The sequence below is a fragment of the Glycomyces lechevalierae genome (genome assembly GCF_027622945.1).
Taxonomy (GTDB): Bacteria; Actinomycetota; Actinomycetes; order Mycobacteriales; family Micromonosporaceae; genus Glycomyces; species Glycomyces rutgersensis.
Genome location: NZ_JAPZVQ010000014.1, coordinates 129,510 through 154,425, shown reverse-complemented (window position 1 = coordinate 154,425; position 24,916 = coordinate 129,510). Strand labels below are relative to the sequence as shown.

The 24,916-nt window shown below is 70.9% G+C and carries 21 protein-coding genes; 7 read left to right on the top strand and 14 right to left on the bottom strand.

Translation table 11 applies throughout. From position 1 onward, the window contains the following. Positions 1 to 11 precede the first annotated feature (11 nt). On the top strand, positions 12 to 1,166 hold the full coding sequence (locus O2L01_RS25740; protein ID WP_416259808.1) for an HNH endonuclease signature motif containing protein: 1,155 nt from the start codon (positions 12 to 14) through the stop codon (positions 1,164 to 1,166). On the opposite strand, the gene O2L01_RS19935 is transcribed toward O2L01_RS25740, so the two are convergent. From O2L01_RS19935 to O2L01_RS19915, 5 genes are all read right to left on the bottom strand, one after another. Continuing rightward, positions 1,138 to 1,965, bottom strand: a complete 828-nt coding sequence (locus O2L01_RS19935; protein ID WP_270123789.1) for an alpha/beta fold hydrolase — start codon at positions 1,963 to 1,965, stop codon at positions 1,138 to 1,140. The two genes, O2L01_RS25740 and O2L01_RS19935, sit on opposite strands and share 29 nt — an antisense overlap. Before the next feature lie 187 nt (positions 1,966 to 2,152). Continuing rightward, entirely contained in the window at positions 2,153 to 2,740 is a 588-nt protein-coding gene (locus O2L01_RS19930) for a GTP-binding protein (protein WP_208499596.1), read from the bottom strand. Between the two features lie 6 nt (positions 2,741 to 2,746). Next, a complete protein-coding gene (locus O2L01_RS19925) occupies positions 2,747 to 3,124 on the bottom strand; it encodes a DUF742 domain-containing protein (RefSeq protein WP_106364086.1) in 378 nt (125 codons plus the stop codon). Between the two features lie 254 nt (positions 3,125 to 3,378). After that, a complete protein-coding gene (locus tag O2L01_RS19920) occupies positions 3,379 to 3,777 on the bottom strand; it encodes a roadblock/LC7 domain-containing protein (RefSeq protein WP_030161947.1) in 399 nt (132 codons plus the stop codon). Positions 3,778 to 3,822: 45 nt separating this feature from the next. After that, positions 3,823 to 7,020 carry a sensor histidine kinase gene (locus O2L01_RS19915; protein WP_270123788.1) on the bottom strand — a complete coding sequence of 1,066 codons (3,198 nt, stop codon included), beginning with the start codon at positions 7,018 to 7,020 and terminating at the stop codon, positions 3,823 to 3,825. Positions 7,021 to 7,660: 640 nt separating this feature from the next. Between O2L01_RS19915 and O2L01_RS19910 the strand changes: the two genes are divergently transcribed. Together O2L01_RS19910 and O2L01_RS19905 are read left to right on the top strand one after the other, a co-directional pair. Continuing rightward, the gene (locus tag O2L01_RS19910) at positions 7,661 to 8,497 is read left to right on the top strand and encodes an MHYT domain-containing protein (RefSeq protein WP_270123787.1); all 837 of its coding nucleotides are present in this window, start codon (positions 7,661 to 7,663) and stop codon (positions 8,495 to 8,497) included. Positions 8,498 to 8,575: 78 nt separating this feature from the next. Next, positions 8,576 to 9,808, top strand: coding sequence for an MHYT domain-containing protein (locus tag O2L01_RS19905; protein ID WP_270123786.1), 1,233 nt, complete (start codon positions 8,576 to 8,578; stop codon positions 9,806 to 9,808). A gap of 29 nt (positions 9,809 to 9,837) precedes the next feature. Here the strand turns inward: O2L01_RS19905 and O2L01_RS19900 are convergent, their stop codons facing one another. The 9 genes from O2L01_RS19900 to O2L01_RS19860 form a co-directional block, all read right to left on the bottom strand. Beyond that, the gene (locus O2L01_RS19900; protein ID WP_270123785.1) at positions 9,838 to 10,371 is read right to left on the bottom strand and encodes a hypothetical protein; all 534 of its coding nucleotides are present in this window, start codon (positions 10,369 to 10,371) and stop codon (positions 9,838 to 9,840) included. A 44-nt stretch (positions 10,372 to 10,415) separates the two neighbouring features. Next, positions 10,416 to 11,384 carry a c-type cytochrome biogenesis protein CcsB gene (gene ccsB / locus O2L01_RS19895; RefSeq protein WP_270123784.1) on the bottom strand — a complete coding sequence of 323 codons (969 nt, stop codon included), beginning with the start codon at positions 11,382 to 11,384 and terminating at the stop codon, positions 10,416 to 10,418. After that, on the bottom strand, positions 11,381 to 12,988 hold the full coding sequence (resB, locus tag O2L01_RS19890) for a cytochrome c biogenesis protein ResB (RefSeq protein ID WP_270123783.1): 1,608 nt from the start codon (positions 12,986 to 12,988) through the stop codon (positions 11,381 to 11,383). Before resB ends, ccsB begins: the two co-directional genes overlap by 4 nt. A gap of 102 nt (positions 12,989 to 13,090) precedes the next feature. After that, positions 13,091 to 13,831, bottom strand: a complete 741-nt coding sequence (locus tag O2L01_RS19885) for a cytochrome c biogenesis CcdA family protein (protein WP_270123782.1) — start codon at positions 13,829 to 13,831, stop codon at positions 13,091 to 13,093. Beyond that, positions 13,828 to 14,064, bottom strand: coding sequence for a hypothetical protein (locus O2L01_RS19880; RefSeq protein WP_270123781.1), 237 nt, complete (start codon positions 14,062 to 14,064; stop codon positions 13,828 to 13,830). The genes O2L01_RS19885 and O2L01_RS19880 overlap by 4 nt, the downstream gene beginning before the upstream one ends. Further along, a complete protein-coding gene (locus O2L01_RS19875) occupies positions 14,061 to 14,657 on the bottom strand; it encodes a TlpA family protein disulfide reductase (protein ID WP_270123779.1) in 597 nt (198 codons plus the stop codon). Before O2L01_RS19875 ends, O2L01_RS19880 begins: the two co-directional genes overlap by 4 nt. 2 nt (positions 14,658 to 14,659) lie before the next feature. Further along, complete coding sequence (locus tag O2L01_RS19870) at positions 14,660 to 15,313, bottom strand: histidine phosphatase family protein (protein WP_270123777.1); 654 nt, start codon at positions 15,311 to 15,313, stop codon at positions 14,660 to 14,662. Then, on the bottom strand, positions 15,310 to 16,635 hold the full coding sequence (gene hemL, locus O2L01_RS19865) for a glutamate-1-semialdehyde 2,1-aminomutase (RefSeq protein ID WP_374727632.1): 1,326 nt from the start codon (positions 16,633 to 16,635) through the stop codon (positions 15,310 to 15,312). Before hemL ends, O2L01_RS19870 begins: the two co-directional genes overlap by 4 nt. 553 nt (positions 16,636 to 17,188) lie before the next feature. Continuing rightward, positions 17,189 to 18,862: an adenylate/guanylate cyclase domain-containing protein gene (locus tag O2L01_RS19860; RefSeq protein WP_270123773.1), complete on the bottom strand. Its 1,674-nt coding sequence runs from the start codon at positions 18,860 to 18,862 to the stop codon at positions 17,189 to 17,191. Between the two features lie 654 nt (positions 18,863 to 19,516). Between O2L01_RS19860 and O2L01_RS19855 the strand changes: the two genes are divergently transcribed. The 4 genes from O2L01_RS19855 to O2L01_RS19840 all read left to right on the top strand — a co-directional run bounded on the left by O2L01_RS19855 (position 19,517) and on the right by O2L01_RS19840 (position 24,816). After that, on the top strand, positions 19,517 to 20,470 hold the full coding sequence (locus O2L01_RS19855) for a lytic transglycosylase domain-containing protein (RefSeq protein ID WP_270123770.1): 954 nt from the start codon (positions 19,517 to 19,519) through the stop codon (positions 20,468 to 20,470). A gap of 72 nt (positions 20,471 to 20,542) precedes the next feature. Beyond that, a complete protein-coding gene (locus tag O2L01_RS19850) occupies positions 20,543 to 21,568 on the top strand; it encodes a GNAT family N-acetyltransferase (protein ID WP_270123768.1) in 1,026 nt (341 codons plus the stop codon). A gap of 56 nt (positions 21,569 to 21,624) precedes the next feature. Next, positions 21,625 to 23,394, top strand: coding sequence for a potassium channel family protein (locus tag O2L01_RS19845; protein ID WP_270123765.1), 1,770 nt, complete (start codon positions 21,625 to 21,627; stop codon positions 23,392 to 23,394). Between the two features lie 183 nt (positions 23,395 to 23,577). After that, positions 23,578 to 24,816, top strand: a complete 1,239-nt coding sequence (locus O2L01_RS19840) for a trypsin-like serine peptidase (RefSeq protein WP_270123763.1) — start codon at positions 23,578 to 23,580, stop codon at positions 24,814 to 24,816. The last annotated feature ends 100 nt before the right edge of the window (positions 24,817 to 24,916 follow it).

Genomic DNA, 24,916 nt, shown 5'->3' with positions numbered 1-24,916 from the left:
TCGGTCGGGCGATGCGCCTCCCGAACGCTTCCCTTAGGAGGAAGCTGGAGCTTGAGCAACCGAAAGGGTGTGCTTGGCAGGGCTGCGACCGCCCGGTCGCTTGGATCGAAGCGCACCACATCCAGCATTGGGCTGATGGCGGTGTGACGGCCGCTGAGAACCTGATCCTGCTCTGCAGGTTCCACCACGGGCGCATCCACACCACTGGCTGGAGCGTGGAGAAGACCGGGCCGGGGCAGGCGATCATCACCCACCACGACGGTCATGAAGGTCAGGGCGTCAACGACAACCAAGCCTGCGGCTGCTCCGACTGGCGCACCGACCACGACATGGACACCGAGAACCAAGGCTCGGACTGGGATGTGTTCCCCACCGGGCTCTACCGCACCGAATGGTCCGAGACGATGAAGCCCGAGCTTGACGGCATGGCCCAGATGATTGAACGAGACCGGGCGATCAATGCCATGCGAGCGGCGAAGGCCCGATGCCGAGCGAACTTCGCGAAACCGGACCCGGAGTCGGTGGCACCGATACCGGTACCGGTCTTAGGGTGCCCCAGCGGGCGACTGCTGGGGGAAGCGCCGCACGGCACACACCAAGCAGCGCAGCCTGATCCCCCAGAGGGATCCGGCCCCTCGGCATGCCCAAGCCAAGAAACCAACCCCAGCCAACACCCTCCAGTCGCTGCCCGCCCGAACCCCGAACCACACGCACCGGGAAGCCGGAGAACGGCCAAAGCCCCGCCCCCGCCTTGTTGTCGCTGCCAGGTTGAACCCCGAGACGATCGGACCGAGCAGCCGGAGACCGGCCAGGATCGTATGAGGCCTTGTTGTCGCTGCCAGGTTGAACTCCGGCCCACTCTGACCGGAAGGCCGGAGACAGGCCAAAGCCCCGCCCCGCCTTGTTGTCGCTGCCAGGTTGAACCTCGAAACGATCAGACCGAGCAACCGGAGACCGGCCGGGACTGCAGCATGAGGCCTTATTGTCGCCGCCAGGTTGAACCCGGGCCCGATCGATCCGAGGGCGGGCCGAGAGACGACCGGGCGCTCCCGCCTGCTTGGAGGTTCGGGATCCAATGTGTGCCCGCACCCAACCTGATCGGCCCGGCGGCCCGGCAGCCCGTGACGCGTCGGGTTGTTATCGGACGGATTCGGTCCAGCGGGTGAGTTCGGTTGCGAGTCTCACCGGGGCGTCGAGTTGGATCAGGTGGCCGGCGTCGTCTATGAGAGCGAGCGAAGATCCGGGCATGCCCGCGTGGAGTCGGAGCGCGTGGTCGACCGGGATCCAGGCGTCTTCGGTGCCCCAGATGATGTGCACGGGCTCGTCGATGTCGCCGTATCGCTCCTCCACCTCATCGGTGAACCGCTCGTCGGCCTGTTCGATCTGCCGGTACAACGCCGGTTGGCCGAGTTCTCCGGTCCAGGGTTCGACGAGGGCCTCGAGGTCGGTGTCGGTGAGCCCCTTATGGGAAGCGGTGCGAATGTAAGCCTCGACGGCGCCGCGGTGGACGGCAGGTGGGAGTTGCTGAAGGACGTCGGCGTGTTCGCGTACGAGTCGGTAGAACGGTGAACCCCAGGGCCGCAATGCCACCACGTCGATGAGGCAGAGCGACGCGTACTGCACCCCATGGAGGAGCCTGGCGCGGAGGGCGACGGTGCCGCCGTAGTCGTGCGCGATGACATGCGGGCGTTCGAGGCCCCAGTCACGGAGCAGGTGCCCGAACACCTCGGACTGGAAGCCGAGGTCGACGGCGTGCGCGGGGTCCTTCGATGAGTGGCCGTACCCGGGCATGTCCCAGAGGTGGACGGTGAATCGCGAGGCGAGGGCCTCGGCGTAAGGGCGCCAGAGGTACTGGGACCAGGGGGTGCCGTGCAGGAGCACGAGCGGCGGCCCGTCTCCGAAGCGGTCCCATGCGATCGTCCGGCCCTGCCAGGTGAGCGTCCGTGGGAGATCGTGCGTCGGCATCGGTGGATTCTATGAGCGATCGCCACCCGTGTCAGGGTTTCACACGGCATCGCGATGTCGACCTCATCGCGCGGCAAGACCGGGGACAGCGAAAGGGCCCAAGGCGTGAAAGCCTTGGGCCCCTTCGAAGTATGGTCCAGGGAGATGGGTCAGCCTAGACGATCGCCTTGCGTCCGCTTGTGGGCAGCTAGTGGACGCCGACGGTGCGGGTGCGCCGCATCGAGAGCACGTATTCGACGAGCTTGATGAGCACCTGCTTGGTGGACTCCCGGTTGCGGGCGTCCGTGTACATCACGGGGACGTCGTGCGAGATCTGCAGGGCGTCGCGGATGTCGTTGAGGTCGTGGAGCTGCTTGCCGTCGAAACAGTTCACGGCCACCAGGTACGGCAGCTTGCGGTGCTCGAAGAAGTCGATGACCGAGAAGCAGTCGGCGAGGCGGCGGGTGTCGACCAGGACGATCGCGCCGATGGCGCCGCGCACGAGTTCGTCCCACATGAACCAGAAACGGGTCTGGCCAGGCGTGCCGAACAGGTACAGGATGAGGTCCTGGTCGATGGTGATACGGCCGAAGTCCATCGCCACCGTGGTGGTCGCCTTGTCGGGCACCAGGTTGTTGTCGTCGACGCCCTCCGAGGCGGAGGTCATGATCGCCTCGGTCGTCAACGGAGTGATCTCGGAGACCGATCCGACCAAGGTCGTCTTGCCGACGCCGAAGCCGCCGGCGATGACGATCTTGGCAGAGGTCACGCGAGAGGTGTCTGCGGGTGAGTTCATGTGGGTCTATAGCCTCCTGAGTCCACTGAGGACACGCTCAAGGAGCTCGGTTCCGACCGATTCGTCGCCGCCGTCCGCGTCGAAGCCGGTGGGTTCGTGCACTGCCAGCAATCCATCGGCCGCCATGTCGGCGACCAGCACGCGCGCGACGCCCAGGGGCACCTCCATGCGCGCGGCGATCTCGGCCAGGGACTGGAGGCGCCCGCCGCACAGGTCGACGATCACCTTCTGCTCCCGGCCGCCGAGGAACTGCCCGGACCGGCCGCGGGCGGTGGTCTCCACCAGCGCTTCCAGGGCGATCTCCAATTGGGGCCGCGTACGGCCGCGAGTGACCGCGTACGGTCTGACGAGTGAGCCGGTCGGCTCATCACCACCGAGGACCATTACTACCTCCAACCGCAGCTCGCGGATCCCACAATCCTTGTGCCGCAGTCATGTCAGTTATCCGTGTACCGCGTGCCAGGGGAGGCACCGGCCCGTCGCTCTGGGGATGCGACGGAGGGGTTCGATTTTCAGTTCGTCCCACTCGTGCTGTGCACTGCCACACGGTTCACGCTAGCGCTCACCGTGCCTGGTCTGCTCGAGAGGAGCCTACCGTGCCGCACACGCATTCGCCAATCGCGCCTGTGCGGGCGCGATCAGCTCCGGGCGGAAGGCGTGAGGGCCTGGCCGACGCGGTCGACCAGGAGGGCCATCTCGTACCCGACCTGGCCCACGTCGCAGTTCTTCGAGGCCAGTACCGCGAACGAGGAGCCGTCGCTGATGGACATGAGGAACAGGAAGCCGCGGTCCATCTCGACGACCGTCTGGAGGACGGCGCCGCCTTCGAAGCAGCGGGAGGCGCCCTGGGTGAGGCTCACCAGTCCCGAGGTGACGGCCGACAGCTGGTCGGCGCGGTCCCGCGGCAGGTCCCGCGAGGAGGCCAGCAGCAGACCGTCGGCGCTGACCGCGACGGCGTGGGCCACGCCGGGCACGCGTTCGGCGAAGCCGGCCAGCAGCCAGCCCAGGTCCTGGACCGAGGTTCCACCAGTGCTCATCGTTTGCGCTCCTTAGTAGCGTCTTCCGTGTTGCGGTTCAGCGACTCAGTTACCGTCATTGCCACGTCCTCGCTGCACCCCACGGTGATAGGCCGACAGCAGGCCCCGAATGCCCTCCGGGTTGCGCTTCTGCGCGCTGACGGTCTCCTGTGATTCCTCCACGGCCCCGGGAACCAGGCGTTCCATGGGGCGGCGCTTGGGAAGTCCCACCGAGGTCGTCTCGGCGGAGACGGTCTCGGCGAAGGCGTTGTCCACCCGGGACCAGCCGTCGTCGGCGGCCGTGCGCCAGGCGTAGGAGCCCGACTCGGTTTCGGGGGAGGTGAGGCGGCGTCGTTCCAGGCCCGGAGCGGACGAGTGCTCGTCGGCGGGCTTGCTCTGCATGGGCGTCGAGCCTTCCGTGGGCTGCGGAGGGGTGGGCGGTGCCGCCTCCCAAGCCGGGGCGGGGGACTCGACCGCTTCTGACTGGTCAGCGTAGCGCGGCGAGGTTGCGTCCGCCACCTCCGCGGGCGACTCAGTCGCACGCATGGACGACTCGTCAAGGCGCTCAGTCGGGGCGGCCTCGGCGGTCGCGCCGACCGCGGGGGCGTCCTCCTCGACCTTCTTCGGGGCCGGAGTGACGGCCTTGAACCAGGCCGACTCGACCTCGCGGAAGATCGGGAGCTCGGTCGTGGCGTCGAGGGCCGAGACGCGGTCCTTCTTCGCGGCGCGCGGGGCCTCCGTGCCGGAGGGCGCGGCGGCGGCGTCGGGCCACGACGGCGGGACGGGCTCCGGTTCGGGCGTGAACGCCTCGAGCTGGATCTTGGGGAGCGCGACGTGCTCGGACGAGACGATCTCGCCGGTCACTTCCATGACCTTGCCGCCGGGGCGGCGCTCCTCGGCGAGGCCGCCGGGCCGGAACATGAAGCCCGGCTCCTCCTCGGCCGCCTGCTGGAACGGGTGGGCGGCCGGCTGGCTCTGGCTGCGGTGCAGCTGGTGCTCGCCGGTCAGCGGCTCGGCGGGCTGCGGGGGCACCACCGGCGGCCGGGACGGCTGCTGCGGGGCGCTCGGCTGCCACATCGGCTGCGGCTGCGCGGGCGGCGGCGACTGCGGGCCGGGCTGGGCGACGGTGTCGAACAGGCCGGCGGGGCTCTCGGGGACCTGCGGCAGCGCACCGGAGTTCATGCCGAGGGCGCCGCGCGGGCCGTCCTCGCGGCCCTGCAGGGAGAACGTGTCGCCGCTGTTGTGGGAGGGGCCGTCGAAGTTCGTGCCGTCCAAGGGGACCCCGGAGCGCAGGCCGCGCTCGGGGAGCTTGGGGTCGGTGAGGACCGCTTCGCCGAGGATGACCTCGGCGACGGTGCCGCGCTGCTCGCCGGGGCGCAGCTCGACGCGCACGTCGTGCCGCTTGGCGAGGCGGGCGACCACGACGAGGCCCATCATGCGCGATGACGCGAGGTCGATGGCGTCGGCCGACTCGGAGAGCTGGCGGTTGATGTCCTCGATCTGCCCGGGGGGCATGCCGATGCCGATGTCGTTGATGCGCACGCGGATCGCGCCCTGGGGGCTGTCGGCGGTGCGCATCTGCTCGGCCTCGACGAGCACCGGGGACTCCGGCGGGGAGAACGCGGTCGCGTTGTCCATGAGCTCGGCGATGAGGTGCACGAGGTCGTTGACGGCGGCCGGGCGGATCTCGCGCTCGGCCTCGAGGTTCCCGAACTCGATGCGGGTGTACTGCTCGACCTCGGACTGGGCGGCCTGCAGGATGTCGCCGATCGGCGCGGGGTAGCGCTCCTGGCGGGTGGAGTCCGCGCCGGCGAGCACCAGGAGGTTCTCGTCGTTGCGGCGCATGCGGGTCGCGAGGTGGTCGAGCTGGAACAGCTCGGCGAGGCGGTCGGGGTTCTCCTCGCCGCGCTCCAGGTGGTCGAGGTGGCCGATGAGCCGGTCGACGAGGTTCTGGGAGCGGCGGGCGAGGTTGATGAACATCTGGGAGACGTTGGCGCGCAAGGCGGCCTGCTCGGCCGCGATGCGGATCGCCTCGGTGTGGACGATGTTGAACGAGTGCGCCACGTTGCCGATCTCGTCGCGCTGGTCGATGTCGATCACCGCGCCGGTCTCGGCCGCGACCTCGTCGGGGGTCCGGTTGCCGATGGTCTCGGCGTCGCGCATCTGCGCCACCGCCTGGGGCAGCGACACGTGGGCCACGTCGAGCGCGCCTTCACGGAGGCGCCGCAGGCCGGTCGCCATGTTGCGGGCGATGAGCAGGGCGATCACGGTCGCGATGACGAAGGCGGCCAGGATGAGCACGGCTTCGAGGAGCAGCTGGAAGATCTGCCCGTCGCGGTCGCGGGAGGCCTCGTCGAGCACCTGGTCGGACTCGGTGTTGATGTAGTCGAGGCCGTTGTCGAGGATCGCGTCGTAGGAGGCGATGACCTCGGCGTTGACCTTGAGCGCCGTGGTCGTGCTCGCGGACTCGGCGTCGTTCTCGAACTCGAGGGCCGGCTGCGCCGCCTCGGTGTTCAGGCCGCCTTCGCTGAAGAAGAACGCGAGCTGCTCCTCGCGGTTCGCGACGGTCTTGAACTCGGCCTCGGCCGTCTCGCGAAGGGACGCATAGGAGATGAAGGTCTGCCACCGCGTGTTGTTGATGAACTCGCGGTTGTTGCCGACGTTGATGGCGATCGCGCGCTCCTCCTCGAGGGTCTCGAGGATGGTGGTGGCGGCGGCGATGGCCTGCAGGTTCCGGGCGATCTCGGGGTCGTTGACGATGCGCGAGGAGATGTCCGTGATCGTCACGAGCTCCTGGACGAGGCGCTGGTAGACGCGGGAGGTGGCGTCGATGGACGCCTGTCCGGCGTCGTTGAGGGCCTGGTCGCGGATCTGGAGGAGGCTGTCGTACTGGGTCTGGACGGCGTCGATGCGGTTGGCGATGTCGTCGGAGAGGTCGGGGAGCTGCCCGGCCTTCTCGTTGAAGTGGTCGTACGCGGCGTCGGTCTCGCTCTGCTGCGCGGCGACGTTCGACTCGTCGTAGAGGGCCTGGTCGATGCCCTCGACGTGGTCGTCGTCGAGGCGGAGGTGGGTGACGAGGAGGGACCGCTCCTTCTGGAGCTCGTACCGGAGGTCGGCGACGTAGGTGTTGAACTCGACGAGGTCCACCATGTCGTTCGACTCGAACACACGGTCGGAGAGGTCGTAGAGGCGGAGGCCGGCGACGGCCACCAGGACTACGAGCGGCACCAGGAGGATCAGTCCCAGCTTGGACCGGATTCGCATGTCGGCGATGCGGGGCAGGCCGAGCGGTCCTCGTCGAGCCGCTGAACCCGCACGGTTCGAGCTGCGCTTGCTCACCTTGTCTAGCCTCCTGGGGTGGTCCTCTGTGTCAGACCGAAGGGCCCGGGCCGGGCGGGATCGGTCTCGGGCCGACGTGTCGAGTCGGCTGCCGTCCGGCCGCCGGGGCGGCGGGGGCGGCATGTGAAGCCCAGCAGATTCCATCATGACGAATGAGGGCGTCGAAATCCAGGGGCGTACTGGCGTGCTGAAGTGCGGCGCGTATGCCACCGTGTTGCGGGGCGAATCCCAAGATACACTGCTCTTTCGGACACATGCCTATGCAGTATTCGGCTCTTCGGTCGCGAAGACGGTCCGTTCGGACGAGCACTCTCGCGGCGTCCGGCGGTGTCCCGGCCCGTGGACCCTACCGGCGGGTCCCATACGAACCGCAGCCGCGCGAGCACAGTTCGTGTCGACCGTTTCGCACACCTTAGTCCACTCACCGATCGCGATGCCGCGAACACGATCGGGCGACAGATCCGACATAGCGCCCGCAGGTCGGAGAGCGACTCGCACAAGCTGTGCGACACACTTCGCCCTCCATTCGGCACGGTTGACCCACGACCTTCCAGGAGGCAACCCCATGACAGTGCCAGCGAACGACCTGCTCGCAGCGACACTCGAGCACCACCACTTCACTTACGGCTGGCTCAATCCCGTGATGGGCCTCGCCTTCGCCGCGGCCGGCTCCTATCTCGGCCTGTCGGCGTCCCGCTTCGCCCGCGCCGCCGCCTCCGCGGGGGCGCGCCTGCGGTGGACCCTGTTGGCCGCCTTGGCCATCGGCGGGGTCGGCATCTGGATGATGCACTTCATCGCGATGGTCGGCTTCACCGTCACCGGCGCCGACATCGCGTACGACCCGGGCCTCACCGCCGCCTCGTTCGGGCTCGCGGTCGCCGCGGTCGGCGTCGGCCTGTTCATCTCCGGGGGCGAGCGCGCGGGCTGGCCGCGCTTGATCCTCGGCGGCGTCGTGTGCGGCGCGGGCGTGGTCGGGATGCACTACACGGGCATGGCCGCGGTCGCCACGGGCGGTCGGGTCGTCTACGACCCCGTGCTGGTCGCGGCCTCGGCGGCCGTCGCGGTCGTCGCCTCCACTGTGGCGCTGCGGTTCACGGCCGTCATCGACCGGCGCGGCAGCATGGCACTCGCGTCGGCGGTCATGAGCGTCGCGGTGGTCGGCATGCACTACACCGGCATGGCGGCGGTCGAGGTGCAGGGCCCGCCGAGCGAGGACGTCGCCGGCATCAGCCCGCTCGTGCTGCTCCTGCCGATCCTCATCCTCGCGATGATCGCGATCGTCGGGATGGTCTTCGGCGTACTGGCCTCACCCGCGCTGGACTCGATCTCACATGACGAGCTGGGCGACCGAAATGACCGTCCTAGTGCAACTGTCCGTCTTGCGGACGCAGCCGGACAGTAGTCGTATAAGTTTCACATCGCGCCGCACCTCTAGCGCGACATTCCGGATACGGGCCGAGCCCGGGGAGGAAGACCACGGATGGAACACGTCAGTCACTTCACGTACGGCTGGATCAACCCCATCATGGCCTTCGGATTCGCGTTCGCGGGTTCGATCCTGGCGCTCATGTGCATGACGCAGGCGCGCCGGCAGGACGCCACGGTGAAGTCCGCCCGCAAGCGGATCCGGTGGATCGCGCTCGCGGCGTTCGCCTTGGGCGGCACCGCGATCTGGATGATGCACTTCACCGCGATGATCGGCTTCAAGGTCATCGACTCGGACATCGGCTACGACCCGCTGAAGACGTTCCTCAGCCTCGTGGCCTCCATCGGCGCCGTGTTCTTCGGCCTCCTGGTGGCGGGCACGGGCCGACGCAACACGGTCGCGAAGATCCTCATGGCCGGGCCGATCACCGGCATCGGCGTCGTGATCATGCACTACTCGGGCATGGCGGCCATCAACGTCTCGGGGCACATCACCCACGAGCGCAGCTACTTCATCGCCTCGGTGGTGATCGCGGTCGTCGCCGCGACAGCGGCCCTGTTCTGCGGCATGTACCTCGACGGCTGGCGCTGGCAGTCGGGCGCGGCGATCATCATGGCGATCGCGATCTGCTCCATGCACTTCACGGGCATGGCCGGGGTGCGGGTCCAGCTCACCGACGGCGGGCGGGACACGGTGGCGGGCATCGACCCGATCATGCTGATCCTGCCGATCCTCGGTGTGGCGACGATCGGGATCATCGTGCTCCTGTTCGCGCTCATGGGGACGCAGCCGAAGATGGTCACCAAGCGCGACCAGCTCGGCATCGAGGTCTCCGACGAGGAGGCGCTGCCGACGTCCACCGGCGCGATCCCCGTGGACAAGCTCCGCGGCCCGCAGCCGGGCTCGAACCGCCAGGGCGGCAACCGGGCCGGGCGGGTGCGCAACAAGAGCGAGCGCGCCCAGGGCCATGTCGTCCCCGACCAGCGCTCGGCCCCGATCCAGGCGCCCGTGGGCAGCCACGACGGCCCCCTGATCATCCCGGACCGTCCCGGCGCCCGCGGCCAGCGCTCCTTCCAGCAGGCGGACCTGGAGCGGACCGCCGAGCACTTCGACATCACGACCAGGCAGACGCCGCGCCGGTACCCGGCCCACCCCGCCGCGCACTCGCAAAGCAGCGGGAACGGGCGCCCTCCTCACGGAGGGCGCCCGTTCCCGTTCCACACCTTATATATAGGGCCCGTCACGCACCGCAATCCTGACGCGGAGTCGCTTGCGGCGCACCGGTAACCGGGCGCGCGGCCCTGCCTTGCGACGGTTCAGCGGGTGAGGGCGTCGATGAGGGAGGTCGCGGCGGTGATCAGGAGGATGGCTCCCGCGAGGGGGCCGATGACGGCGCTCGTCTTGAGGGCCTTGGCTTTCGCGAGGGGGACGGCGGCTATCGCGGCGACCGTGATCAGCGCGGCGGGGACGTGGACGGCCGGGATCTGGAGGACGACCGCGACGGGGAAGAGGTGGACGCCGACGACGAAGGCGATCCAGGCCGGGATGGCGTCGGCGTGTCTGCGCCAGGCGAGGAGTCCCGCGCCGAGGGCGGCCGCGGCGAATTCGATGCCGACGATGACGCCGAAGCGGGGGCCGGTGGCGTCGTCGAAGACGGTGCCGTCGGACCAGTGCCGCCACAGGAGGAGTCCGCCGCCGGCGGCGACCAGGATGCTCAGGATCGAGCCCGTCGCGAGCCATGCGGTCCAGGACTTCGGCGGGCCCTCTTGGGCCCAGCCGAACCAGGCCATCGCGAAGAAGCCGAAGACGGCCGCCAGACCGGCGGCGTCGCGGAGGTGTTCAGGGGTCATGGAAGGTCCGTTCGAGGGGGGAGCGGGGTTCCTCGACGGGGTGGTCAGACCCCGGCGTAGGAGTGGAGGCCGCCGAAGACGAGGTTGACGGCGGTGAGGTTGAAGAGCATGACGGCGTAGCCGAGGATCGCGATCCAGGGGGCGTTGGCCTTGGCGGAGCGGCCGGAGACGCGGGCGTGGAGGTAGGCGGCGTAGACGACCCAGGCGATGAACGCCCAGACCTCCTTGGGGTCCCAGTTCCAGTAGCGGCCCCAGGCGAAGTGGGCCCAGACGGAGCCGGCGAAGATGCCGAAGGTGAGGAGCGGGAACGCGAAGACGTGGATCTTGAACGTCAAGCGCTCCAGGGCGGTCGCGTCGGGGAGGCGCTCGGCGATGTTGAGGGGGAAGCGGATCGGGCGGCCGTCGGAGACCTGGCGGTCGTAGCGGCGCTTGACGAGGTGGAGGATCGCGAAGACGCAGCCGATGAGGAGGATGCCGGAGGCGACGATCGCGGCCGTCACGTGGATGATGATCCAGTAGGAGTCGAGGGCCGGGACCAGCGGTCCGGCTTCGGTGTAGACGCGCACGGAGGTGCCGAGGACCATCGTCGCGGCGAAGGTCGCGAAGAGGCCGAGGCGGCGCGGGACGGTGCCGCGGGAGACGAGGATGAGCCAGGTGACCATGCTCGCGAGGGCCACGCCCACGGTGTACTCGAACATGTTGCCCCACGGCCACCGTCCGGTGTAGACGACGCGGGTGACGATGCTCGTGGCGAGCGCGGCGGTGCCGAGGAAGGTGAGGACGAGGCCGAGGCGGCCCGCGCCGCGGGCGGCGGCGGGGCTGATGGGCGCGTTCTCGGCGGGGATGAGGTCCGCGTCGTCGGTGTCGCCGGCGGCGCCGACTGCGGCGAGCCGCTTGGCGCCCTTGGGCGCCCGCTTGTCGAAGGCGTATTCCACCGCGTAGGCGAACATGGCCCCCGCGTAGGTGACGATGGTGGCGACGAACAGCGCGTTCGCGACTTCGGCTCCGGTCATTGCTGGCTCCCGATCGAGTCGTCGGTTTCTGATGCTTGCGGCGGCTCATGGCCGGGCGCGATCGCAGCGGTGAGCTCGTCGCACTCCTCGTCGAGGCCGTCGTAGTCGTTGCGGTTGAGGCCGGCGGTCTCGACGGTGCCGTCGGGGTTCCACCGGATCCAGAAGCGCCTGCGGCGCACCGCGAGCGCGGGCAGCAGGCCGCCCAGGAGCAGGATCGCACCGGCGAGGACGACGGGGCCGCCCGGGTCGTGGCGCACCTGGAGGACGGCGTACTGCTCGACGCCGTCGAACGTGAGTTGCGAGCCGTCGGGCAGTGTCATCGCGTCGCCGACGCCGATGACCTCGACCTGGTCGTTGACCTGTTCGAGGTTGCCGGAGGCGATCTGGGCCTCGTTGATCGCGTAGACGGATTCGGGCTGGCCGTCGGCGAGGCCGAGGTCGCCGGTGTAGGCGGTGAGGGCGAGGACGGGGTTGTTGAGTTCGGGGTCGGTGCCGAGGAGCATCCCGCCGTCTTCGTAGGTGGGCACGAGGATCGCGTCGAAGCCGACTTCGGCGTCCTCGTCGACGGCGCCCGTGTCGGGGTTGACGTTGACGTCGGGGAACTTGAACGCGCCCTCGGAGTTCATGGAGGCGTCCATGGCCAGGAACTCCTGGTGGAGGGTCTGGGTCTGGCCGTAGCGGTCGGTGTAGGTGACGACGGCGGTGTAGCCGTGGCCGATGAGGAAGACGTTGGTGCCGTCGATGTTCAGCGGGTGGTTGACCTCGAGGGCGTAGTCGCCTTCCTCGACGGCGCCGTCCCCGCCCGTGGCCTCCCAGGAGACGTCGGCGTCGTAGGCGGTGGGGCCGCCGTTGGTGAACTGGGCGTCGAAGTCGTTGAGGGTCAGGCAGAACTGCGGGAGGCTGGTCTCGTCGACCCAGGCGCCGAGGCCGTACTCGTCGTACTGCTGGAGGTTGTTGCAGTAGGCCTTGTCCTCGGAGAGGATGCGGTTGCCGTACCAGCTCATGAGGCTGCCGGCGCCGACGCCGACGAGCATGAAGATGATGCTGGTGTGGAACAGCAGGTTCCCGGTCTCGCGGAGCTGGCCCTTCTCGGCGGCGATGGTGACGGTGCCGTCCTCGGCCTCGCGCACGGTGGTGCGCCAGCGGCGCTGCTTGAGGACGGCGCGGGCCATCGACTGGTTCGCCTCGACCGCGAGGGTGCGGTGGTACGGGAGGATCGACATGCGCTTCGGCGCGTCGGGGACCTTGGCGCGCAGGGCTTTCCAGTGGACGCCGAGGCGCGGCAGGATGCAGCCGATGAGGCTGATCATGAGCAGCAGGTAGATCGCGGAGAACCACGGCGAGGTGTAGACGTCGAAGGCCCACACCCGGTCGAGCCAGGGCGCGAGGTCGGGGTGCTGGTCGTAGTAGTTCGAGACGTCGACGGCGCTGATCGCCCGCTGCGGGAACGTCGAGCCGGGGATCGCGGCGAGCGCGAGGGCGAGCAGCAGCAGGAGCGCGGTGCGCATCGCGGTGAGCTGGTGCCACCAGCGGCGGGCGAACGCGCGGAAGCGCTTGGCGGCCTTCGGCTTGGAGCGGGGCGGGGGTGTCAGGGTGGCGGTCACGGCAGGCTCACTCCGGCTCCGGCGGTGGCGCGCGGCCAGTTCGTGGACGTCACAGCAGGCTCACTCCTGCTCCGACGGTGGCGCGAAGCCAGTTGGTGGGCGTCACAGCAGGCTCACCCCTGCTCCGACAGTGGCGCGAAGCCAGTTGGTGAACTCAGTCCAGGCGCCGGTCACGAGGGCGACGCCGACGAGGCAGAGCATGACGCCGCCGGCGATGGAGATCGCGCGGCCGTGGCGTTTGAGGAAGTCGAGGGCTCCGGCGAGGCGGTGCATGCCGACGGCGAAGAGCACGAACGGCGCGCCGAGTCCGGCGCAGTAGGCGATCATGAGGCCGATGCCGCGGCCGGTGCCGTCCTGGATCACGGCGAGGCTCGTGATCGCGGCGAGCACCGGTGAGGTGCAGGGGATCCACGAGAGCGCGAAGACCGCGCCGAACAGCGGGGCCCCGGCGAGGCCGACCGCGGGGCGCCATTTGGGGGCGAAGCCGCCGCGGGTGGGGATGAGGCCGATGAACATGAGGCCCATGGCGATCATGACGATCCCGGCGACGGTCTCCAGCGTGGAGGAGTTGGTGAGGAGGGCGCGTCCGGCGCTCTGGAGGGCGAACACCACGGTCGTGTAGACGGCGGTGAACCCGGCGACGAACAGGAGCGCGCCGATCAGGACGCGGCCGACGCGGCGGTCCTTCGAGAGTTCCTGGCCGCTCATGCCGGTCACATAGGACACGTACCCGGGCATGAGGGGGAGGGTGCACGGCGACGCGAACGAGACGAGGCCGGCGAGCGCGGCCACGCCGAAGGCGAGCAGCAGCGGACCGGAGGCGGCGGTCTCGGCGGGGTTCACTCGGACTCCTTGCGGGCCAAGGAATCAGCGGGGCCGTCGCCGTGCCCGGCGAGGCGGACGGAGCGGCCGTCCTCGAGCGGCGCGGTTTGCAGAGGCGCGGTTTGCAGAGGCGCGATGCCGTCGAGGCGGCGCTTGACGAGGGTGCCGACCGCCACCGCCGCGAGGGCGGCGGTCCCGGCCATCACGGCGCCTTTGGCGGCCTTGCGAAGCGCGGACTTCGGGGGCGTGCTCATGCGGGCTCCAGGGCTTTGCGGACGTCGGCGATGAGGGTCTCGGCGTCGTCGATCCCGCCGCGCCAGATGGAGAAGACGCGGTGCTCGGCGTCGATCACGATGGTGGCGGGGATGTCGTTCGGGGAGAGCCCGTAGTCGACGAACTGGTCGGCGACCCGGCCCGCCTCGTCCGAGAGGGACGGGTAGGTGACGGCCCAGCGGTTCTCGAAGGCCTGCGCGGCGTCCCCGGTGTCGCGGATGTTGACGCCGAGGAACTGCACGCCCTGATCCTGGAACTCAGCGGCGGCCTCGACGAGGTAGGGGGCCTCGGCGACGCACGGCGGGCACCAGGAGCCCCAGAAGTTGACGACGAGGACGGACCCGGCCCAGTCGTCGGTGTCGATCGGGTTGCCGTCGAGGTCCTCGCCGGTGAGCCGGGGCGCCGCGAAGCGCTCGTCCGGCTCCTCCCAGCGGTAGTTCGAGCCGTCGCCCGAGACGAACCGGTCGCGGTTGATCTCGTTGGCGCGGTCCGAGTTCTCGCCGCCTGACTCGGAGCAGGCGGCGAGGGCCAGCAGGGGCACGGCCGCCAGCATCGTCCTCCGCCGCAGGGCCATCGTCAGGCGCCCTTGGCCTTCCGAGCGGACTCGGACTTGAGGACCAGGTGGGCGGCGGGCTCGGAGTACTCGATGCGGGCGAGTTTCGCGCCTTCGTAGACGAAGCTCGTGATCGAGGCGAGCGCGCACTCGCGCTTGCGCGGGTCGTGCCAGAGGCGCTTGCGCTCGGCGAAGCGGCGGGCGGTCCAGATCGGCAGCTGGTGGCTGACGAGGACGGCCTCGGAGCCCTCGGCGGCGAGGCGGGCCTGCTCGACGGCGTCCATCATGCGGCGCGCGATGTCCAGGTAGGCCTCGCCCCAGGAGGGGCGGAAGGGGTCGCGCAGGCGCCACCAGTAGCGCGGCTCGCGCAGGGCGCCGTCGCCGACGCCGACCTTCAGGCCCTCGAAGGAGTTCCCGGCCTCGATGAGGCCGTCGTAGGTGGTGACGTCCATGCGGTACGAGGCGGCGACCGGTTCGGCGGTCTCCTGCGCGCGCTGCAGCGGGGAGGCGCCGACGTGCACGACGTCGCGCCCCGCGAGGCGCTCGGCGGCGGCCACGGCCATCTCGCGGCCCAGCTCGGACAGACCGAAACCGGGGATGCGCCCGTAGAGGATGCCGTCCGGGTTGTGGACCTCGCCGTGGCGCAGCAGGTGGACGATGGTCGTGGAGCCGCTCATGAGCGCACCTTAGCCGCGGCTGCCGCCGCTGTGTGCATGGCCTGTTCGATGTGTGACAGGGCTTCCTCGTCGATCGCGGCCGAGGTGAACCAGCATTCGAAGGCGCTCGGCGGCAGGTAGACGCCCGCTTCGAGCATCGCGTGGAAGAACGCGCCGTACGCCTCGGTGTCCTGGGCCTTCGCGTCGTCGAAGTTCCGGACCGGGCCCTCCCGGAAGAAGACGCTGAAGAGGTTCGACGGTGCCGAGACGTAATGCGGGACACCGGCTTTGGTGAGCGCTTCGCCCGCCATGCGCTGGAGTTCGGCGGCGGTCGCGTCGAGCGTGCGGTACACGTCCGCGTCGCAGGCGCGGAGGGTCGCGAGGCCCGCGGCGACCGCGAGCGGGTTGCCCGAGAGGGTCCCGGCCTGGTAGACGGGGCCGGCGGGGCTGATGCGGGACATGAGGTCGGCGCGGCCGCCGAACGCCGCGGCGGGGAGGCCGCCGCCCATGACCTTGCCGTACGTGTAGAGGTCGGCGGGCGCGGCGAGACCGCCGGGAGCGACCCGGAAGCCGGTCATGACCTCGTCGGAGATGAGGAGCGCGCCGCGGGCGCGGGTGACGGCGTGCAGCTTCTCGTTGAAGCCGTCGAGCGGTTCGATCGCGCCCATGTTGCCGGGGACGGCCTCGGTGATGACCGCGGCGATCTGGCCCGGGTGGGCGGCGAACGCGGCTTCGACGGCGTTGATGTCGTTGTAGGGCACGACGATCGTGTCCGCCGCGGCCGCGGCCGGGACGCCCGGCGAGTCGGGGTGGCCGAGGGTCGCGACGCCGGAGCCGGCTTCGGCGAGGAAGTAGTCGGCGTGGCCGTGGTAGCAGCCGGCGAACTTGACGATCTTGTCGCGGCCGGTCGCGGCGCGCGCGAGGCGCACGGCGCTCATCGTGGCCTCGGTGCCGGAGGAGACGAGGCGGACCATCTCGCACGGGGTGCGTTCGACGATGAGCTCGGCGAGCTCGATCTCGCCGACGGTGGGCGCGCCGTAGGAGGTGCCGCGGGCCGCGGCGGCGGTGAGGGCCGCGACGACGTCGGGGTGGGCGTGGCCGAGGATCAGCGGACCCCAGGAGCCGACGAGGTCGATGTAGGTGTTCCCGTCGACGTCGGTCATGCGGGCCCCGGAGGCCTCCCGGATGAACACCGGGTCGCCGCCGACGCCGCGGAACGCGCGCACGGGCGAGTTGACGCCGCCTGGGATGACCTTGGCGGCGCGCGCGATGGCGGCTGCGGAGGCGGTGTGGTTTCGAGCGGCCTGCGGTTGCCTGTCAGTCACTGGCTCAGCATCGCACACGGAACGCGGTCGCTTCGGCGATGGCCGTCCGCGAAGTCCCACCCACCACCCCCCACCCACCACTTGAGGGGAAAGATCAGCGCTCCGCTCGATCCTCCCGCCGGGGTCCGACACGAATCGCCCCGAAATCGCCCCCGGCGGCCGAGGTGTCACCCGAAAGAGATCGGGGACGTGGAGGCGCGTGCGGGGGCGCGGGACGGCGCGACCGTGGGTATGCGTCAACTTGAGCAGGGGTGCGGGACGGCGCGACCGTGGGTATGCGTCAGCTTGAGCAGGGGCGCGGGACGGCGCGACCGTGGGTATGCGTCAGATCGAGCGGCGGCACGGCAGGCAGCGGCCTCGGGTGAGGGCCGGTTGCGGCGCGGGCGGTCGAACACGGGGTCCAGGCGGAGAAGCGAGGCCGGCAGACGCGGGCGGCCTCGGCGAGAACGAGGGAGATGCGGCCGCGGCGCTGCCACGGCAGGGGAAGGCGCGATGGCGGCCTGCTCGCGGCGACCCGGGCGGGGCGGCGGGTGGTCCCCCGCCGCCCCGGCCTCCGATCGCGTTGCGCGCGCTAGGCGACCGCGCGCAGGCGGGCGCCCTCCAAGTTGACCGGGTGCACCAGCCGGTCCGCGAAGCCGGCGGCGACCGGGCGCGGCTGCAGCCGCTCGGCCGGCGCCTGCGCCTCCGTCCGCGCTTCCGTCCTCGTCTCGGGCCGCGACCGCGCCGGGGCCTCGAGCACCTCGGGAGCCGCCCCCGTCAGCAGCCAGCGCAGCGGCGCCGGCACGCGGTACACCGCCTGGTCCATCGCAGGCCGTTCGATCACGACCAGCGCCACGTCGACCAGTTCCACCAGCGCCTCCAGGCTCCCGTCGCGCTGGCGGCACAGGTCCAACACGGCGTCCACGGTCGCGCCGCCCGACCGCGCCGCGAGTTCGAGCAGCCCCGCCCCCCCCCCCCCCCCCCCGGCCCCCCGCCCCCGGGCGTGGCCCGCGCGGACGCGGCCGCCGCCGTCGAGGGCGGCGGCCGGGTCGTCGTTCAGGTACCGCAGGGCGACGCCGGGCGAGCCGAGGGCGGTGACCTCGGCGAGCGCGGTGAGGGCGGGGACGAAGCCCTCGACGGCGGCGGCGAGGCCGCGGCAGTCGGCGGCGGTCCAGGGCGCGCCGCGTTCCTCGCAGTAGCCGGCGAGGATCGCGGCGCTGACGTCGTCCGGGGCGAGCCCGAGCGCGCGTTTGGCCTCGCCGGGGAGCTCGAGCGGCCGGGTGCCGACGGCGAGGATCGCGAGGTCGGGGCAGTCGCGGAGGAGCCGTTCGACGTCGGGTGCGTGCGTGCGGTCGAGGTCGTCGAGGACGAGGAGGGCCTTGGCTTCGCGGAGGCGGTCGGCGGCGGTGTCGAGGGCGGGCCGCAGGAATTCGGGCCTGCGGCCGAGGGCGTGGAGGAGGGCGGCGCCGAGGTCGTCGCCGGCGCGGCAGTACCAGACGCCGTGCTCGTAGAACGCGAGGCGGCGGCGGGCCCAGGCCTTGGCGACGGTGGTCTTGCCGCAGCCGCCGAGGCCGGTGAGGCTGACGAGCCGGTGGGTGGCGAAGGCGCGGTCGAGTTCGCGGTATTCGCCGGGCCGTGGGACGGGCGGTTTGAGGTCGGCGGGCAGGTGGTGGGTGAGGGGCCGCACGGGCGGCGGCGGGAACGCGGTCGGGAGTCCGGGCGCGGCGAGCTGGACGAGTTCGGTGGCGCCGGGCAGGCCGCGCAGTTCGAAGTCGCCGAGGCGGTGGACGGCGCCGGGCGGGAGTCCGGCGGCGGTGGCGCAGTCGGCGGAGGCGAGGATCTGGTCGCCGTGTGCGGCGGAGCAGATCCGGGCGGTGCGGTGGACTTCGGGTGTGGCGTAGCCGCCGGCGGAGGGCCAGGCCTCGCCCGTGTGGAGTCCTATGCGGACGCGGGGGCGCAGTGGCTTGCCGTCGTGGGCGGGCCATTCGGCGCTGCTGAGCGCGGTCTGTATGCCGATGGCGGCGGCGCAGGCGTCGGCGGCGTCGTGGAAGGCGACGAAGAAGGAGTCGCCTTCGGTGTCGATCTCAGTGCCGCGGGTGGCGCGCAGGACTTCTCTGACGAGCGCGCGGTGGCGGTGGAGGACGACCCGGTAGCGTTCGGCGCCGAGGCCGGAGGCGAGGCGGGTGGATCCTTCGATGTCGGTGAACATGAACGTGACGTCGCCGGAGGGCAGCGGGGTGGGCCGGGCGGCGCTGCCGCGGTCCACTGTGTTCTTTTCGGCGATTGCCGGTATTGCGCAGCGACTAGCCACATCGGACGCTTCTCGATACTCCGGTCCGTTGTCCCCGAGGGGAGGGGCAATGGCTGTCAGTGCGGCGTGCGATGCCGTTGTCGTATCCACGTGTCGATCAACTTTCGTTCAGCCCCCGTATGCCGGGCTGTGGCGCGCTGGTGCGCGGGCACAATGCCCAGCGGCCTCACAGTGTCACCCCCATCTCAGTCGGTTACCTGCCGTGATGGGAACTGGCACCCGGTCTGAACGCCGCTTCCAGCGCAGACGCGGACGTGAGGCACTGTTCGCCGCGGGTTTGCTCGTGGCAAGACCGTGTCCGTTGGGAGAACGAGTCGCGCGCCACTCGGTCGCGGCCGATTTCGGAATTATTGGCGCTCAGGCGTTGCCCGCGGGGACGAAACTAGGGAATACTCGCTTTCAGTCCGGTCCCTCGCGAATGCGCAGCGCCGTCCGATCGACGGCCCGCCGGGGCCCGGGCCGCCACCGGCACCGCGGCACCGGCGCCGGACCGCCGCGGAAGCCCGCCCGCGGCGGCGTCCGTGCACCGCCAGCGACGACCCCGACCGAGCAGCGCCACCGCGCAGCACCTCGACTGAGCTGTTGAACGAGAAAGGACGACCCCCTCCCGTGTGGTTCGCGACCCTCCCCCGCCGCATCGCCGCCCTGCCCCGGCGCGTCCTCAGGGCCCTGCGCCGCAGCCCGCGCCTGCTGTGGCGGGCCGTGAAGGCCGCGCCGCGCGCGGTGTGGCTCGGCGTCAAGGGCGTCGGGCGCTCGTGCAGGGCCGCCTACCGGGGGCTGCGCGCCCCGGCCGGTCGCCTGAGCGTCCAGGTCGTGGTCACCGTGATCGCGCTCGCGGGGGCGCTCGCCGCCGGCTGGTTCGTCGTCCCCGGGGCCGGGCCCGCCTGGTCCTTCGGCACCGAGCCGACCCCCGAAGAGGAGGAGGCGCCGCTCGTCCTCTCCCCCGAGGACGCGATCGAGGAGGCCCCGAACGGCGGCCTGCCCGCCGAGTCCACGCCCGTCGGCGACGTGCTGCAGCCGACCGACACGACCAGCCAGTCCCCCACCGCCACGCCCAGCACGCCCGCCGGGCCCGCCAGCCTCGACGCGTGGGCCGCGGGCCTGAGCGACCTGGGCATCCCGCAGCGGGCGCTCGTCGCCTACGGCCGCGGCGAGCTCATGTCCGCCGCCCACAACCCCGGCTGCCACCTGTCCTGGACCACCCTCGCCGGCATCGGCGCCACCGAGACCACCCACGGCACCACCGGCGGGAACCAGCTCCAAGCCGACGGCACGACCCTGACCGAGATCATCGGCTCCGGGTACGCCGAGATGGGCCCCATGCAGTTCCTCCCCAGCACATGGGAGCACTGGAAGGCCGACGGCGACGGCGACGGGCAGTTCAACCCGCACGACATCGACGACGCCGTCACCGCCGCCGCCAACTACCTCTGCCACGACGATCGCGACATGAGCACCCCTGACGGCTGGTATGCGGCCGTCCACAGCTACAACCCCCGCGAGGACTACGTCAAGAAGGTCTTCGACCGCGCCGACGAGTACGGCAGGAAGAGCACCGCCTGACAGATCCCCCGATTCGCTGCATGCTGTGAGGAGGGGGTTCCGTTCGGTGACGATTTCGGGTAAGGATAAGAGATGCCCCTGAAGCAGCTCGCTCCCGGCGAGATGACGGCCGACGACCTCCGCGACTGGTGCTCGGTGCTCAACGACATGACCGCCGCTGACATGCCGGCCGAGCCGCGGTGGCGCACCGACCGCCTGCGCGACTACCTCACCGGGTCGCTCCCGGACGACCGCCGGTTCCTGTTCATGGACCGCGACGCCGACGGCGACCTCGTGGGGCACGCGAGCCTGATCCTGTTCGGCGGCGAGCAGGGCGGGACCGGGGTCGTGGAGATGTCCACCAGGCCGTCCGCCCGCGGCAAGGGGGTCGGCTCGCGCCTGCTGCGCGCCGTCGCCGAATGCGCGAAGGCCAACGGCTGCCGGACCCTCGCCGTCGAGGTCATCGCCACCACCCCCGCCGTGGGCTTCTACGACCGCCACGGCTTCTCCCGGAACGTCGTCGAGCAGCGCCACCTGCTGCGCTGGTCCGACATCGACTGGGAGAAGATCGAGCACGCCGCCGGGCGCCTCGCCGCCGGGTACCGCCTCGAATACCACGCCGGGGGCATCCCCGACCGGCTCATGGACTCCTACGCGGACGTCAAGGCGAACCTGCGCTCGAGCCCCGGGAACGTCGCGTTCGTGCCCGAATGGCGCGGTTCGGCCTACGCCCCGGCCCTGCGCGACTCCTTCCAGACCCTCGCGCGGCGCGGCATGCGCTCGCACATCGCCGTCGCCATCGCCGAGCCCTTCGGGAACGTCGTGGGCCTCACCGAGCTCGTCGTCTCCGCGCAGCGGCCCACCCGCGCCGACCAGTACGACACCGTCGTCGCCCCCCAGCACCGCTCCTACGGGCTCGCGATGACCATGAAGGCCCGCCTCCTCACCGAACTGCGCCGCGCCGAACCGCAGCTCGTCGACGTCCAGACCTGGACCCTCGAGACCGCCGACGACGTGCGCTGGATCAACGCCGAACTCGGCTTCGTGCACGACGTCGACTGGTACGACTACCAGGCCGACGTGGACAAACTCCTCGCCCGGCTCTCCCGCAAGCCCTGAATGCTCCCAGGATCTTCGGGGCGCAATCGTTTGCGAACCGTCCGTAGAATGCTCGCATGCACCCCCGGCATATCCGCTACGACGACGAGCCCCCCGAGCGCCGCGTCATCGTGGTCGGCGACAACGGACTGACCCTCCGGTTCATCAAGCACCTCATCGAGCGCTACGCCTTCCACGTCACCGCCGTCTTCCCCGACGGCCCCGGCGGCCAGCGCGAGGAGATCCGCCGCGAAGCCGAGGTCAACCGCAAACTCCAGGTCTTCAGCCAGCACGAGGTCACCGCCGAGACCGTGCGCCTGGCCGGGCTCACCGACGCGTACGCGGTCGCGCTCATGGACCAGAACGACGTGGGCAACCTCCACATGGCGCTGAAGATCCGCGAGATGTCGCACTACCTGGGCGACGAGACGCTGCCGCGGCTGGTCATCCGCATGTACAACAGCGGGCTGCGGGCGAACATCCGCAAGCTCCTGGGCGACAACGAGGACGGCGTGTACGTCCAGTCCGATGCGGACATGGTCGCGGACACGTACGCGCTCGCGGCGCTGCAGCAGCTGCCGCCGGGCGAGATCACCGTGTGGGGCCGCCGCCTGTACCTGTCGCGGCAGCGCGAGGAGCGGGCCGAGGCGCAGTGGGTGGTCGCGGGCGGGAACCAGGCCGGGATCGAGCTGATCCCCGAGGACGAGCACGAGGCGCTGCGGTACCTGTGGCTCTCGCCGGACCGCAGGCGCGGGCAGCTGCGTCCGAGGCTCCAGAACGCCACGCTGGCGGTGAAGGAGGCGTCGAGCGCGCTGCGGGGCATGCTCACCAAGAGCCTCGTCGTGCTGGCGCTGGTGCTGTTCGCGGTGTTCGCGTTCGGGTTCCTGGTGCTGCGGTTCTGGCCGAGCGGCGCGAACGCGGCCGACGGCGACGGGGAGGTGTTCTACCTGCTCGCGCTGATGGCGGGCGGCGGGATCGACCCGGACATGAGCGCGAGCCGGCTGCTGAAGGTGACGCAGGCGGCGGTGGTGCTGACCGGTTCGCTGCTGATCCCGTTCGCGACCGGTGCGATCGTGCAGGCGGTCGTGGACCGGCGGTACGCGCTCACCGAGGGCCGCCGGACCCGGCAGGTGCGCGAGCACGTGATCGTGGTCGGCTTGGGCAACATGGGGACCCGGGTCGTGGAGCGGCTGCGGGAGGCGAAGATCCCGGTGGTCGCGATCGAGAAGAACCGGGACGCGATGGGGGTGCGGGCCGCGCGCGCGAAGGGCGCGCAGGTGCTGTTCGGGGACGGCTCGAACCAGGAGATCCTGGCGGAGGCGAACATCAGGCACTGCCGGTCGCTGGTGGCGATGGCGAAGCAGGACGAGGCGAACCTCGAGGCGGCGCTGTCGGGCCTGGAGTGCAATCCGAAGCTGCGCACGGTGATGCGGATCTACAACCCGGAGTTCGCGGCGCTGATCCGGCAGAACCTGAACCGGTCGACGCCGCCGCAGGGGGCGCCGCCGCACGCGTCCTACAGCGCGCCGGAGGTGGCGTCCGCGAGTTTCGCGCAGGCGCTCACCGACGACAAGGTGCTCGTGACGATCCCGGTGCGCGGGCACATCGCGTACATCGAGGCGTTCGAGGTCGGGGCGGGGTCGATGATGGACGACGCGGCCGCGCACCGGGCGACGAAGGTGGGTTCGCACCGGCTGCTGGCGGTGAAGCGCGCGGGCGGGACGATCAGCTGGAACCCGGACGCGGCGTTCCGGGTCGGGCGCGGGGACACGCTGCTCGTGGTGGCGACGCGCAAGGGCCTCAACGACATCCTGGAGCGCTGCCGCCCGGGTGGGGCGGACCGGTAGACCCCGGCGGGATTCGGCGCCCGCAGGGACGCTGTGAGGCGCCCGCCGGGCGCTCCGGGCCGGTCGCCACCGGTTGCCCTGTGACCCGCGCCTTCCCGTCCGCTTGCGGCGCAACTTCCCCGCCCCTCGCTCGTTGAACGGTCGACACATCTCTCACGAAAGGGGCCGACCGTGGCGGCAAGCGTGCGGAAACCACGAACCGGGCACAGTGGGGGCGACCGCAGGCGCCGCAAGCTCATCCTGGCCGCGGCGGCCGGATCGATCGCATTGGGCGGGGCCGCGGTCGTGGTGCCGAGCGCGTTCGCCGAGGACGACCCGGTCACGGCGGTCCTCGACGACACCGCCGAGATCCTCCCTGTGGACGACGACCTGCTGGGCCTCCTCGACGTCGGCGAGGTGACCGAGGTGGCGGAGTCGCTGACCTACGCGGACGACGCGAACGTCCTCGAGGTCTCGGGCCCGGACGCGGGGTACGTGAAGGTCCACTTCGAGCGGCTGCTGCTGGACACGGGCGACTTCGTCACGGTCTCCAGCCCCGACGGCGCCGAGTCGTACCGGTACGAGGAGTCCCTGATCGACCAGTGGGCGACCTCGATCACCGGGGACACCGCGATCGTCGAGCTGCACCGCGGGCCCGGGAGCGGCGGCTCGTCCGCGCTGGGCGCGCTGATCGACAAGGCCGCGTACGGGTTCACCTCCGAGGAAGTGGACGGGATGGCGCAGGAGCGGGCGGACGAGGCCCGGCCGGAGGAGAGCATCTGCCAGGGCGACGAGAAGCGCTCCTCGGTCTGCTACCGCACCTCGTACCCCGCGGTGGTCGACCACGCGGAGCCGGTGGCGCGGCTGCTCATCGACGGGACCGTGCTGTGCACGGCGTTCCGGGTGGGCGAGAGCAACCGGATGCTGACGAACCACCACTGCTTCACCGAGACGCAGGAGGCGCAGAACACCGAGGTGTGGTTCGGGTACGACTGCGTCGCGTGCGGGGCGGACCTCGCGAACACGCCGGTGAAGGTGCGCGGCGAGGAAGTGCTGGCGACCTCGAAGTCCTTGGACTACACGCTGTTCACCGTGGACGACTTCGAGCGGATCGAGCGGTTCGGGTACCTCGAGCTCGCCGGCCGGCCCGCGAGCAAGGGGGAGGCGATCTACATCCCGCAGCACCCGGCGGGCCGGCCCACCGAGATCGCCATGGAGTCCTCTGTGGACGGCGGGAACTGCGTGGTGAAGGACGAGGTGTACGACGGGTACGTGGCCGGCAGCGACGTCTCGTACTACTGCGACACCGAGTTCGGGTCCTCCGGTTCGCCGGTGCTCTCGCGCGACTCGCACGAGGTCGTCGCCCTGCACCACTTCGGCGGCTGCCCCAACTCGGGCGTGAACGTCCGGCTCATCGAGGACGAGATCGGCGACCTCATCTGACGCCGGGAACGGCGATGGGGGCGGGGGGGGGGGGGGGCCCCCCCCCCCCCCCCCCCGGCGGGGGGGGGGGGGCGGCGCGGGCGGCCCGGGCGGGGGGCGG

Bases quoted from the DNA above. Each gene is read 5' to 3' on its own strand.
- O2L01_RS25740 (WP_416259808.1), top strand. From the start codon at position 12: ATGCGCCTCCCGAACGCTTCCCTTAGGAGGAAGCTGGAGCTTGAGCAA.
- O2L01_RS19935 (WP_270123789.1), bottom strand. From the start codon at position 1,965: ATGCCGACGCACGATCTCCCACGGACGCTCACCTGGCAGGGCCGGACG.
- O2L01_RS19930 (WP_208499596.1), bottom strand. From the start codon at position 2,740: ATGAACTCACCCGCAGACACCTCTCGCGTGACCTCTGCCAAGATCGTC.
- O2L01_RS19925 (WP_106364086.1), bottom strand. From the start codon at position 3,124: ATGGTCCTCGGTGGTGATGAGCCGACCGGCTCACTCGTCAGACCGTAC.
- O2L01_RS19920 (WP_030161947.1), bottom strand. From the start codon at position 3,777: ATGAGCACTGGTGGAACCTCGGTCCAGGACCTGGGCTGGCTGCTGGCC.
- O2L01_RS19915 (WP_270123788.1), bottom strand. From the start codon at position 7,020: ATGCGAATCCGGTCCAAGCTGGGACTGATCCTCCTGGTGCCGCTCGTA.
- O2L01_RS19910 (WP_270123787.1), top strand. From the start codon at position 7,661: ATGACAGTGCCAGCGAACGACCTGCTCGCAGCGACACTCGAGCACCAC.
- O2L01_RS19905 (WP_270123786.1), top strand. From the start codon at position 8,576: ATGGAACACGTCAGTCACTTCACGTACGGCTGGATCAACCCCATCATG.
- O2L01_RS19900 (WP_270123785.1), bottom strand. From the start codon at position 10,371: ATGACCCCTGAACACCTCCGCGACGCCGCCGGTCTGGCGGCCGTCTTC.
- ccsB (WP_270123784.1), bottom strand. From the start codon at position 11,384: ATGACCGGAGCCGAAGTCGCGAACGCGCTGTTCGTCGCCACCATCGTC.
- O2L01_RS19880 (WP_270123781.1), bottom strand. From the start codon at position 14,064: ATGAGCACGCCCCCGAAGTCCGCGCTTCGCAAGGCCGCCAAAGGCGCC.
- O2L01_RS19875 (WP_270123779.1), bottom strand. From the start codon at position 14,657: ATGGCCCTGCGGCGGAGGACGATGCTGGCGGCCGTGCCCCTGCTGGCC.
- O2L01_RS19870 (WP_270123777.1), bottom strand. From the start codon at position 15,313: ATGAGCGGCTCCACGACCATCGTCCACCTGCTGCGCCACGGCGAGGTC.
- O2L01_RS19850 (WP_270123768.1), top strand. From the start codon at position 20,543: ATGCCCCTGAAGCAGCTCGCTCCCGGCGAGATGACGGCCGACGACCTC.
- O2L01_RS19845 (WP_270123765.1), top strand. From the start codon at position 21,625: ATGCACCCCCGGCATATCCGCTACGACGACGAGCCCCCCGAGCGCCGC.